Origin of the sequence: Bythopirellula polymerisocia (genome assembly GCF_007860015.1) — a bacterium.
GTDB classification, from domain to species: domain Bacteria; phylum Planctomycetota; class Planctomycetia; order Pirellulales; family Lacipirellulaceae; genus Bythopirellula; species Bythopirellula polymerisocia.
Genome location: NZ_SJPS01000002.1, coordinates 273,791 through 286,518, shown reverse-complemented (window position 1 = coordinate 286,518; position 12,728 = coordinate 273,791). Strand labels below are relative to the sequence as shown.

Below are 12,728 nucleotides of genomic sequence, written 5' to 3'. Positions count from 1 at the left end.
TCTGAAGAATGGCTGACTGTCCAAAGGCTGAGATCATCGGCTTCGATAGGTGGTCAATAAGAATATCTCCAATAGTGAGGATTTATTCTTACTCAGAACTCGCCGCGACCTCCGCGACCGTATCCCCCGCCACCGGGGAAACCCCCTCTCGACTGTTCATTTCGACCTTGTTCGAGGATAAATTCGAACTCTTTAACGGCAGGTTCATCCTTCAACTCCTCTTGAACACTGAGTTTCCCAGCCGCATCCATGAGGACCACTCGAGAAGGTGCTACCAAGTCACGATTTCGGGAGCTGAGGTCTTCGCCGCCCCGCATATCAATAACCGTTGCACCTGTGCGGAAATGAAATTCAGGATGCTTGAAAGTAGGGTCCTGCTCCGCATTATAAAGATTGGACCAGATAACCAACGCCTTTTCGTAGAGATTCATCACACTCCCACGACCGAAGGTTTCCTGAATTGCAATTTCCGCTGCGTATTCACTGTTGAGGGCCTTTATCAGGATATCTGCCTCGGGCTGCGAGTTGAAAGTAGTATCCTTCGCTGGCTCGGAACTAACCAAATAGATTCGCGCTGGTAGTGGTACGCTTGCCACAGGACTCGGCTTGCTCCAGTCTGTCAATCGATAGGCTTTCTCTGATTTAGATAATGACTCCCGCCGCTGGTTCACCGAAGGGGCAAGATAAGAGAGAGAGACTCGATTGTTCACATCTGCCAACGCTAATTGCACACGATAGCGGTAGCGATGGCCTGGTTTGACGCTGTTGTCAAAAAAGCGGAATAACGCGTTTTCGGTTCTATGATCCCATACAAACTCGCCAATCTGTACACCACTACCGGCCCCGAGTCCGTAACCTCCCATTCCACCATAACCGCCACCATATCCTCCCTCGCCGCCCATCATGCCACCATATCCACCCTCGCCACCCCGCGTACTTCCATAACCCCCGCGTCCACCAAATTCTCCTCCCCCATAGCCGCCCTCCATGCCTCGCATTCCGCCAAATTCACCACCTCCGCGCAAATCCATCTGACTGCCGGGAAGCCGTGCGTTACCAAATCCAACTTCATCTTCTTCATCATCTTCCAAGGGCTCCTCGACAGATTTTTCCATCTCTTCAGCCTCGAGCAAGGCGGCCTCCACTGCCAACGGCATTGAAGAATGGCTCACACGATTGTCCCATTCCTTGAGAATCAATGGCGGCAAAGGATGGGTAAGCAAGGGATGCACGTAGCGGCTGTCTACCACTTCCGGAGGGTTCACTGGATAGGTCGAAAGCTCTTTTTGTAGTGTTTTTCGCACCACCTTGGCGATCTGCTTCCATTCCCCTTGGCCTTTGCTGGTAACTTCCGCACGTTCAATGACATAGCCAAGATAAATAGGGATATCACGCGTTGATTGAAAACCTCGAGCGTTCAGGAGGGAATCATCGTACATCTGGTGCTGGGCTTTAACAGGAATTTTGGCCAGTACAGTTACCCAAGATTGGGGCTCCACTTGTTCGAAGCCCTGGAGGGCAATACCTACCGAGGGGGGGACCACTAACGGGTCGTTGCGACTGCGGGTCGGCGCCTCTGCGGGTCCTCCCTCTCCGGGCCTATTTCCTCGACCTCGACGACGTCCTCTCCCTTCGTCACCACCCTCATTTTGCATTCGCTCTTGCTCGGCTGCGGCTTCCTGCTTTTCGCGTTGCTGCTTGGCCGCTGCTGCGAGTTGGCGTTGTTTGATCGTGTCGGGGTCGGCAGAGGCCCACAGCCCTGAATCGGGATTCACTTCCAAATCTTCTGGGGCAAGCAGAACCGGATCTGTGCGAGGCTCGACGGGAGGAATGACAGGGGGATTGATGACAGGGATATTGGGGAAATCCTGCTTCGTTGGAGCCTTCATCGCATCAAGATTTGGCGGAAAGGCTTTCAGGACTTCATCGGGTGCAATTTCTGCGATTTTCTGATAGGTAAAACTCTCAATATGCTGTTTCGCTTGTTGAGCATTGCTCGTGAGCGTTGCCGGGTCTTTGCCTGATTCGAGTCGGCTGACGTTCATGGCCGACCAGAGCAGCCACCCAGCAACCGCCACAATCGCAATCATTCCCAGCTTTTCGCCATGTGCCAGCAATAAGCGAACGATAGCGTTCCCGCCTTTGAGGTTTGCCTTCATGGTCATTGCTCCGTTACGGATGTATTCTGATACGAGACAACTGTATTCTTAATCACTGAAATTCAGCTTCTGCGATTTCCCCACTTGGCGAACCAAGTTGTTCTTCATTGGGCTGCATGTAGATATACACAACCCCTTTGATCTCTACCTGGGCGAGATACGGCGAGGCTGGGATATCAAGGTTCGTGGAGTAGCCCCCTCCCATCATGCCACCCTGCTGTCCGAATCCTTCTTCCGACTTGTCTGGATTGACTCGCACTTGATTCACTTCAATGGGAAGCGGAGAGTTGGCACACTCGACCAAGAGGCGGGGAAGCCATCTTTGATCCATCATGAGATTCATGCGAATGGGCAATTGCCGGTATTCAGTTCCAAACGATTCTGGATCCCCCGCTGGCAAAGGAGTGCCATCTTCTCCCAGATAACGCGAGCCCAGCAAGAGCTCGTCCCCTCCTCCTTCCATGCCTTCACCACCGTAGCCACCCATGCCACCGCCAAATTCACCGCCGTAGCCTCCTTCGCCCCCTCTACCACCGTATCCACCACCTTCGCCACCATAGCCACCCATCTCGCCACCATAGCCCCCTTCGCCCATGCCGCCGCTACTGGCTACAGGGATATAAACTCTTCCGGGCTGGCTTGAGGCCAAGGATGCAGCCTGCCCCACTTCCAGGGCCAAAATCGCTCGCACGGCAGTATTGTCTGGCCGTGTCGCCTTGCGGGCTTCGTTGGTCTTGGCAATCACATTCAGCAGTGTTTCGTAGACCCATAAATCTTCTTGAGTGACCCAGATTTCCATTGCAGAGGGTTTCTTGTCGAAGAAAAGCTTCGCACGTAAGTTGTCCTGATCAAGCCACTGGACAAGATAATCTTCGTCCTCAGCGGCTCCTGTAGCCCCAGCAGGTTGGTAGGCTGCACCGCCGCCATATTCCCCACCATATCCGCCGCCACGCCCACCTTCGCCGCCATATCCCCCCCGTCCACCGAATTCTCCTCCGCCGTAGCCTCCGGCTCCAGCTGTGCCCTCGATCTTTTGAGCTTTGACGATATCCAGGAGTCCATCGATGCGGTTTTCGATGTAGTTCTGATAGATAGTACGCATCTTGATGCTTATTGAATCACCAAACTTGCGTTTATCGATGTAGTCAGTGAATTCGTCTCCTAGCTCTTTAGGCCAAGAAAGCACCGCACTCCGCTGGCGTTCGTACAAATTCTTCCACAAGTCGAGAACGTGCACTTTTTGTATATCGACTTCTTTCTTGTCGGCGGCAATCACGTCATTGTTGTGATAAGTCTGCTGACCGCTGAGGCTCTGCATGTCGGAGAATGCCTTTTGAATTGCCGTCTTGCGCTGAGCAAACTTGGCATCCAGATCACTAGCTGCCATCGACCAGCAGACGAGCGCAATCACCACAGCCATGACGCTGAGAATCCAGAATCGCTGTTTCCACATCACTTTCAGGATGGCACGAATTTGATCCATAACAGACTCCAAGCACTAATAAAGCTTAATTCTCTGGTTCTTCTAAATCTGCACCACTCTCATCTCCTGCATTAGCTGCAGCAGCAGCGGCTGCTTCCTCTGCTGCCAATTTGCGTGCCGCATCCAACTCCTCGCGTTCTGCGCGAGTCTTGGGTTGCCAGACAAATTGCACGATGAAATCATAGCGACGCAGAGTGATTATTTTGGATTGTTCTCCGTCTACGCCTGGAGTCAATCCTGCTCCTTCGCCGCCACGACCATAGCCTCCGCCGTAGCCACCCTCTCCACCGTAGCCGCCCCCAGTTCCACCGGCGCTCGTATTGAGTGCGGCGTCGGGATTGATTGGCTCATCCCGCAGCTTCTGGTCTCTGACAAGCCAGACATGGCTGATTGCCAAGTCCTGCATAGGAACGTCGATCATTTCGCCATCTTCCCCATCAGGGAGTTGGACGGTGCCCTCTTCCAGATTCTTGATCAGCGTATTCTTGACGAATTCACCCGTCTGGTTGGTGCGGTCCGATTTGCTATTGTGGTAGTGGTAGCCAGTTAATTGAATAACCCAGCCTGCTCCTGAGAGATCGCCACCCCCGCCTTCGGCAGTCGCTTCCTCTCCCATGCCTTCCATCCCCATCGCTGGGTCCATCGGTTCAACATCTGCTCCTTCAGCGGCTTGCTTTCCCTTCGAATCGTTGTAAGCGGCCTCTACCAGGGAGAACCACTCCGTTGCCAAGTCTGTGAATTTTTGCGATTCCATCGAAACAATATGCAACTCTTCTCGGCTGCTGATGTCCTCTGCCGTCTGTTTGCGCTCTTCGGCAGGACGAGGATCTTTGGGAAGAGCTGAGTCTACTGCTTTGAGTAGTTCCAACCAGCGCAGGCGTCCCTCGACATTGCTAATCAGCTTCTCCCCGGTCTGAGAAACGGACTCAAAATCGCCATGGATAGTGGTTTTCTCACTCTGATAGCCCGCAGCGGTTGTTTGGACTGATTGAGCCTGTTGCTCAGCTTGTTTCATCGCTTCGTTGTCAGTTTCTCGCCAGGCAGAAACGTGGGAGAAATAGTTGAATGTAAGCCCGGCCAGAATGGCTGCCGCACCAGCTACGGCCCACGGCTTCTTGCTCAAAACGAGTCGTGTCCGAACGATCTCCTCGGGCAAGAGATTCGTCCTGAGTTCGGCCTTCCCTAGGCCTTGCAGGCATAACCCATAAGCCACCGCAAAACTCAAGGTGTTATCCTTGAATTGGGGCTTCCCTGCAGCGCTTCCAGCACTGAGTTGCATGAACTCGGTAACCGGTTTGACATCGTACTCCAGATTTTGGGAGAGATATCGCTGTAAACCAGGCAGCTTCATCGCGTTGCCTAAAGCCAGCACATTGCCGATCTTGGCCGACTTGTCGATACTGGTGAAATAACCCAGCGATCTTTGAATCTCCGAAAGTAAGTCACTAAAGACAGGGCGCATGGCCTGAAAAACTGCTTTTGGATCGTCCGCTTCCGTCGCATTCCGTTTGAGATGCTCGGCCTTCACAAAAGTGAGCTTTAATTCTTTGCTCAAGGCACGCGTGAAGTGGCTGCCGCCGATAGGAATATTTCGCTGCCAGACCCTGAAACCGTTGGTCACCACCAGATCGGTGGTGTCGGTGCCGAGCGAAATTACCACCGTTGAATTGGGCGGCTTCTGGGGATTATAGGTTTCTGCTTTGAAGTCACCTAACCGATCGAAACAAATAAAGTTGTAAACTGCCAGGGGCATAAGCTGAATGAAGTCAACTTCAATCCCTGCGTCCTCGAGTGGCTTCAGGGCTCGGGCCACTTGGTCTCGTTTCATAGCAAAGATGCCGACTTCCGGCTCCAGGGCAAACCCGTCTTCTTCACTCCCACCTGTAAGCTGTTGATAATCCCATACCACGTCGTCAAGCGAGAACGGGATTTGCTGGCGGGCTTCGTATTTAACGATGTCGGGAATCTTTTTGGACTCGACCGGTGGCAATTTGATAAATCGTGCTAGACCGTTCTGGCCAGCAACCGAGATGGCGACCCGATCCCCTGCCACCTCGTTGCGAGAGAGGAACTGAGTGAGTGCCTCACGGACCAATTCTTCGGGCTCGGATTCCGGCTGAGAGAGTATCTTGGGATATTCGATGTAGTCGAAAGATTCGACGACGATGCGATCAGCTTCTTTTTCGTGAGGCCGACACAGCAGCGCTTTCAGCGCGCACTGGCCAATGTCAATTCCCCATACGGCAATGCTATTCGCCATACCTCAGACCCCTGTTCCCTATTATTTCTCGTGAGTACGCCACTCTGGCAAATCACGATCCTTACGCAGCAGAAGGATTAGTCCGCGCCTATTTAAGAGGGACAAAACGATCGCTGCTGCCCCAAAATGCCTCTCTGATAAGTCTATCGCCTACCCCCAAGCGTCGTCAATTTTCTGCACCAGCGCAGAATCTGAAACGTCGCTTCAAGTAGCGAACTTCCCTCTCCCCAGTTTATTTTAGTCAGTAAATAGGATTTGTATAGAATTGGCGTGAAACCCTTTCAGTTGAAGGAATTGACCTCAGAACAGGGAATTTCGGGAAAAAGTACGAGAAAATCGACTGTCAGACGAATTATTGCCAAGTTTTGGTCACTCTAGGTGAGAGACTAAGTCAATCAATTCAGGCGAAAGAAAGTTGGAAGTACAAGCTCAATTCGCTATAAGTCGGCAGTCTAGAATTGGACATTGGGGATTGTTGGCACGGCAACTATTCTGTGAGCTACCAAGGCTTCTTGATTCCAACACCACTGTGCATTGACCACTTCCAACCCCCTCGGCTCTATTGGACACATGATTGTAACTATTGACGGGCCCGCCGGGTCGGGTAAGAGCAGTGCGGCTCGCCAACTAGCCAAGCGACTAGGGTTTCTGTTCCTGGACACTGGCTCGATGTATCGCGCCGTTGCCCTGGCGGGACACCAGCAGCAAGTCGACTGGCAAACTCCTGGCGAGTTGGCCCGAATCGCTGCCAACTGCCGCATCGAATTGACCGATGATCGGGTACTCCTCAACGACCAGGATGTAACCGAGCAGATTCGCACGGTTGAAATTACCCGATTAACCAAGTATGCAGCCGACAATCCAGAAGTTCGCAAGACACTTGTCGAGACCCAGCGGAGATTTGCCGACGGGCAAAATGTCGTTGCAGAAGGACGTGATCAGGCGACGGTCGTCTTCCCTCAGGCCGAGTGCAAGATCTTCCTTACGGCCGACGAAACGGTCCGTGCCCAGCGCCGCTATTTGGACCTGGTCTCGCGTGGCGAGCGGGTTTCACTGGATTCGGTACTCAAACATCAGCGTCAAAGAGACCAGCAAGACGAAGAGCGGCCCATCGGAGGGTTGCGCAAGGCGACCGATTCCATAGAAATCAAGACCTGCGGGATGTCGCCAGCTGAAGTCGTTGAACGACTTGAAGCCCTTGTCCGTGAGCGAATGACCACTGACCACTGACTACTATCTACTTGCAGTGGCTCTTCATGATTTGCTATTCTCTAGCTATGAAGCCTGTTCAGGGTTTCTCTATTCCAATTGAGGAGACCCAACCATGGGCGATCGCGGTAGCAAAGACAAAGGCAAGAAGGAAGATCAGAAAAAGGCCCAACACACCGCCAAGGAAAAGCGGCAACTCAAGCGGGAGAAGAAAAGCAAATCGTAGGGATTGCGAGCTGGTGCCGATTGGCCGCAACGTGCCCTCCTAGCTTGAATATCATGGGTGCTCTGAAGGCCTGGCTGCGTTCTCAGACTAGGCACGCCTTAGAGCTCGCACAGGCTTAGTTTCCATTTCTCAAGTAGCCTAGCCGAGTCTCAGTGAGAATGGCCGAACGGCACAACCTTACCCCTCGGGAAATATCCCTGAGCCAAAAGAGTCTTCCATTTTTTGAGGAGGCTTGCTGGTGGGAACTCGTTTGCCAAGTTCTTCCTCGGCTCGGCCTCCGTGGCTGATGCCCTGGGGCGATTCATGCGGTGCGGATTGATTGTGGGCTCGGTCGAAACGAGTGTCCCGTTTCTGCGGTAGCTGGGGCGCATCGCTTTCAAAACCAAGATCTACGTCGACGTCGTCATATCTCGAAACATAGCCGGGGAGTTTCGAGCGGTCGATTTCATCATAGAATTCGTTAATCACGTGCTCCTGAATCATTTCTCGACAGGAGGAATTGATCGGGTGAGCGATGTCGGCATAGAGCTTGGCCCGGCCGTCTGCATCTAACGGCATGTGATCGTGACTCAGCCCCGAGCCGCATTGATTGCAGTACTGTGCCCGCAAGTGATTTTTCATCCCACACCGCGCACAGTGAGAGGTCAGCTTTCGGCTGGGCATGGCTACGAACGGGCCGTTCGAACCGTCGATGATTTTCAGATCGCGTACGACAAAACAATTGTCGAAGGTGATCGAGCAAAAGGCCTTGAGTCTTTCGCCTGGATCTTCCATTAATTTGATCCGCACCTCGGAAATATACACGGTAAGTCTCCTTGCGAACTTAAACGCCTTACCAACCACTTGATGTAACGAACACAGTACCAATTCTCTGAGCCGTGAGCCGCCGGGCAATCCATCTCGCATGAGTTGCGGACCGGGCAATTCCAAAGACCGTCGAGCCGCTGCCGGTCATCATTTGACCCCAGCAGCCCGCAGCTCTCAACGACGCCTTGATTCTCAGAACCTCTGGAGCCATTTGCGCAGCAATTGCTTCCAGGCGATTTGTCATCCATTGGCAGGCAGCACCCACTGCCCCAATTTGTAATGTCTCTAAAAGCTTGCTCAGTCTGTCAACTTCCAATGATTCTCGTTCCGGCAAAGCTGCCACTTCCTGAAAGACTGCCGCCGTCGAGAGGCCAAGGGGTGGTTTCACCAGCACAAAGTGCATCTTTGGCAAGCCAGAGGTAGTTGATACCAATTCGCCCCTCCCCCGGCAGACCGCGGGGCCGTCTTGCAAGAAGAATGGAACATCGCTTCCCAATTGGGCAGCAATATCTGTAAGTTCGACTTCAGACAGCCCTCCGTTCCAACAGGCGTTGGCTAGTCGCAATGTGGCTGCAGCATCGCTACTGCCGCCACCGAGCCCAGCCTGCAAAGGAATTCGCTTCGTCAATTGGAAGTGACCGCGCGGTGGGCAACCAATCCGTGTGGCGAGCAAACGGGCCGCTCGTGGCACCAGATTTTCCGAGGATTCGAGCGAAGTCACTTGCTCTGGATGCAAGTTAAGAGCCCGAGCATCGACGGAGAAAGACAGTCCTTCGGAACCGATCTCTGCTGCAGGAGCCGTATTTCCCGAATTCGAGGGACTCCAACGCAAGTGATCGAATAATCGCACCGGCACCATGAGCGTTTCCAGGTCGTGAAAACCATCGGAACGCTTTGATTGTACTTGCAAGTACAGATTCAGTTTCGCCGGAGCGAGGACCTCCCAGTCGGTGCCAACCTTACGGGGAACCATGGTGTACGTCCAGAGTCGATATCACGTAAAGCTGCTTGTCCAACCCATCGTCGGACGAAAAAACAGCATTTTCCTTGTGTTCTCTTCCCTTGCGACTTTAGCTTGTCGCGCCTTCAACTCTCCGCATGTAGTAAACGAATTATGAACAGGCTATGAAAACAAAAATGAACAGCAACCAAAACAATGCCGGGTCAGGGCTTCATTGGAGCATTGCTTGCGGGCTGCCTTGCCTGCAGTGCATAACTCCAATTGATAGCACATTTTAGAAAAATTTCCGATCACGGTCAACGTAAGTCTGCACGAGTCTAATGAAGTGCAAACTAGGGTATTTGAGTAGAAGAATCGGGAAGTCCAAGCAAGTTACCCAGGGAATACACCTATTTCCCACGGATAATCTCAATCATACGCTTTCCCACGTCCGTAGCATGGAGAATCCCAGTGAATCGCTCAGACTCTGGACCGAAACCGGCGATCATCACAGGAGTGCTGGTGTGTGTGCCAGTTCCCCAGACGACGGCTTGTTGTTTCCCCAAGATGTGGCCTAGACGGTTCATACGGAGATTTTCGCCATAGACAAAGAATGCCTCTTGATCCGGGATCTGGGGTAAGGTCGGTGTGCCGAGGTACGGATGTCCCTTCTGGTAATACTGATTTGCCATGCGATTAAGCAATTCTGTGGCATCGGCGAGCGTAATCGAGAGTGGCTGTACAGCCTCGTTCACAATCGCCAATAGCTTCTCGGCGGTTCGCTCTTCGGTGGGCAGGGAGTCAAATTCAGTAAATATCTCAAAATAACTTTTTTGTTGGGCTGCCAATGCATTGAGAACGTGAGGGGGGCCGTAACTGAAATTCGGAGCGAACAGTTCCTCGCCAAAGACATTCCCTCCAAGGGTTTGGGGTTCAGGAATCTCGTAGCCCGAGTAGCTGAAACCAAATGAGCCAGTTTCGTGGTCGGCGGTGACCAACACGAGGGTATCGTCTCGCTTGCTGGCCCATTCGAACACGTTTCGCACCGCGTCGTCGAATTGAAGGAGCTCCCACAACATATCGCCGGCGTCGTTATTGTGTCCCGCCCAATCTATCTGGCCACCTTCGACCATCAAAAAGAACCCTTGAGGGTTCTTATTCAAGATTTCCAGCGATTTCTTGGTCATTTCCACCAATGTCGGCTCAGTGCGAACTCCGGTCGCAAGGGTTTTGCGTTCCCCGATCGCGTCGAGCATTTCCGAATTGGCGAACAGGCCTAGCACCCTGGCTTCGGTCACCTTTTCAAGCGCCGAACGATCAAAGACTAATTGGTAGTCACCTCGGGCTTCAAGCAGCAGGTTGCGGTTGTCTTCTCGCTTGGAGTAAGGATCGAATGCACCGCCAATCATTTGAACCAGCGCCATATAAGCGGCCGAGTCTTTTTTATTGACGGCTTGCGGCACCCAATGGCGCAGACCCCCGCTCATGAGAACGTCCACTTTGTTCTCAAGCATGTCGACAGCGATTTCGTTTTCCATGGATCGATGTCGCTGGTGGGCCGCGAATGCGGCGGGTGTCGCGTGGGTCATCCGTGTATCGGAGACGAGTCCCGTCGATTTGCCAGAGTCGCGAGCGACTTCTAGCACCGTCTCCGCTCGATTCCCTTTGTAATCGACGCCGATCATTTCTGAACCAGCCGAGGCACCTGTTGCCAGCTGAGTGGCGGCCGCTGCCGAATCGACAACTAGCGCTCCGTGGGGATTAGTCCGTACGATGCCGACATTGCCTTGAGTTGCCAGTTGTTCAATCGCAGAGACTTTCTCTGCCGTTTCCTTCTCAGGCACTTGTGACGACCCGGCATGACGTGCGTAGGCGAACAACAGCCCCAACTGCTGGGGCCCCATCCCATCGCCGATCATAAGAATCACATTGCGAATCTTTGGCTGTGGAATACTCTCCGCTTGGGTCAGTGAAGAGTCGAGAATGGCCTGTTGGGGTGATTCCAGTTCTGTGGCAATTTCCTCGCCACGAAGATTTTCCGCGTAGCCCGACCAGCAAACGGCCAGCAGGCACATCAGAGAGTAGAATTTGGCAAGACGCATTGCGAGGTGGGCCTGGCTAAGAAGGGGATTATGAGCAGACAAGCTTGTATTATAGCTTGACTCGCATGAATTCGGGCCAGGCCCCCAGCCAATTTCTGCAAAAATTCCTGTTCCGTGGCCTGGGAACGTTCTTTTTGCTCTGAACTCGCTGAACTCTACTCTGATATTGGGCCTGTGCATTTCAGCAACTTTCACAGGGTCATTGATTGTGGATTGCATCTAATCGTGGCAAAATGAGCGAACGTAATTACCTCCGCCCCCCTCTCAAGGTGAATCATAATGCTCCGCAAAGCTGCCTGCTTTCTACTCATCGCATCCCTCGCACAAGCCCTCCTCTTTGCTCGCCCTCCCATTGATCCCGATGAAGGTCTCAAGCACATCAGTTGGAAGGACGCAGGTCAAGCGATTGGGCAGACTGTCTTTGTGAGCGGCAAGATCGTCAACGTGGGAAGCGCTGGGCGGATCAATTTTCTCAACTTTGATCACGAACGTCCGCCAGGGTTTGTGGGAATCGTGTTCCGAGAAAACCTCGATAGATTTCCCGGCGAACTCAAACAGCTCTACGAGAACAAGTATGTCGAAATGCGAGGACTAGTTACCACCTACAATGATAACCCTCAAATGGTGATCGCGAGGTCGGATCAAATTCGCATTCTCGATGCTCTGCCAAAAACAGAAATTCTAGATAAGCAGCCCGTCACTACCTGGTCTGCGGATCCCAATGAAATCGTCGTGGCCACTTTCAATGTACTCAACTTGTTCGATGAAGTGGATGATCCTTACCATGCCGACGAAGGAACTCGAACCAAACCACGAGATGAGTTGGACCATCTGGCTGCCACGATTCGCAAGGTGAACGCCGATGTGATTGCGCTCCAGGAAGTCGAGAATCGCGGTTATCTCGAACGATTCGTCAAGGTGTTTCTCCCCGACATGGGTTACGAGCATGTCGTGCATTTTGAAGGAAATGACGGTCGCGGAATCGACGTATGTCTTTTGTCTAGAGCTCCCATTGGTGAGGTTGCCTCCCGCAGGCATCTGACGTTTACAGAGCCGGATGGAGTGAAACGGCGATTCAATCGCGATGTCCCTGCAATCACCGTGCTTCCGCCGGTTGGCGATCCCCTGGAGATATGGGTCGTACATCTCAAGAGCAAAGCCAGCGGGGCCGATTCTTCTGAGCCGATTCGCTTGGCTGAAGCCACGATGGTGAGAAAACTACTCGATCAAGAACTGGAGAAGAATCCCTCGGCGCGGATTATCGTTACGGGTGACTTTAACGACACGATCGAAAGTGCGTCGATGAAAAAGATCCTGGGCAGCGGTCCAATGGCAATGTGGTCCCTTCCAACAGAGGACACCCCGGATTCGATTCTCGACCCAGAGCAAGCTGGCTGGGATCCTATCGACTTCATCACCTGCTCACCGGCGTTGGCAAAGCTTTACGTAGAGGGTTCCTGCCAGAAAATGCGGGCTCCCGCTGAAATCGACGGTTCGGATCACGATCCCGTTTCTGCGCGGTTTCGCTTGAAGTGAACATAG

At 52.9% G+C, this 12,728-nt stretch carries 8 protein-coding genes; 2 read left to right on the top strand and 6 right to left on the bottom strand.

All coding sequences use genetic code 11. The features are described from left to right. Positions 1-92 precede the first annotated feature (92 nt). The 3 genes from Pla144_RS24475 to pilM are packed head-to-tail and all read right to left on the bottom strand — an operon-like array spanning position 93 to position 5,902. On the bottom strand, positions 93-2,159 hold the full coding sequence (locus tag Pla144_RS24475) for a hypothetical protein (RefSeq protein WP_197530462.1): 2,067 nt from the start codon (positions 2,157-2,159) through the stop codon (positions 93-95). Positions 2,160-2,211: 52 nt separating this feature from the next. Further along, positions 2,212-3,642 (bottom strand): hypothetical protein, encoded by a 1,431-nt coding sequence (locus Pla144_RS24470; protein ID WP_197530461.1) that lies wholly within the window; start codon positions 3,640-3,642, stop codon positions 2,212-2,214. A gap of 25 nt (positions 3,643-3,667) precedes the next feature. After that, the gene (gene pilM, locus Pla144_RS07340) at positions 3,668-5,902 is read right to left on the bottom strand and encodes a type IV pilus assembly protein PilM (protein WP_146449541.1); all 2,235 of its coding nucleotides are present in this window, start codon (positions 5,900-5,902) and stop codon (positions 3,668-3,670) included. 570 nt (positions 5,903-6,472) lie between these two features. Between pilM and cmk the strand changes: the two genes are divergently transcribed. Continuing rightward, complete coding sequence (gene cmk, locus Pla144_RS07335) at positions 6,473-7,132, top strand: (d)CMP kinase (RefSeq protein ID WP_146449538.1); 660 nt, start codon at positions 6,473-6,475, stop codon at positions 7,130-7,132. A gap of 382 nt (positions 7,133-7,514) precedes the next feature. Here cmk and Pla144_RS07330 read toward each other — a convergent pair whose 3' ends face one another. The 3 genes from Pla144_RS07330 to Pla144_RS07320 all read right to left on the bottom strand — a co-directional run bounded on the left by Pla144_RS07330 (position 7,515) and on the right by Pla144_RS07320 (position 11,186). Next, complete coding sequence (locus Pla144_RS07330; RefSeq protein ID WP_146449536.1) at positions 7,515-8,141, bottom strand: SpoVG family protein; 627 nt, start codon at positions 8,139-8,141, stop codon at positions 7,515-7,517. Between the two features lie 28 nt (positions 8,142-8,169). After that, complete coding sequence (gene ispE / locus Pla144_RS07325) at positions 8,170-9,117, bottom strand: 4-(cytidine 5'-diphospho)-2-C-methyl-D-erythritol kinase (RefSeq protein ID WP_146449535.1); 948 nt, start codon at positions 9,115-9,117, stop codon at positions 8,170-8,172. A 377-nt stretch (positions 9,118-9,494) separates the two neighbouring features. Beyond that, positions 9,495-11,186, bottom strand: a complete 1,692-nt coding sequence (locus Pla144_RS07320; protein ID WP_197530460.1) for an alkaline phosphatase — start codon at positions 11,184-11,186, stop codon at positions 9,495-9,497. 279 nt (positions 11,187-11,465) lie between these two features. Here Pla144_RS07320 and Pla144_RS07315 point away from each other — a divergent pair, with 279 nt between their 5' ends. After that, positions 11,466-12,722, top strand: coding sequence for an endonuclease/exonuclease/phosphatase family protein (locus Pla144_RS07315; protein ID WP_146449532.1), 1,257 nt, complete (start codon positions 11,466-11,468; stop codon positions 12,720-12,722). Positions 12,723-12,728 lie beyond the last annotated feature (6 nt).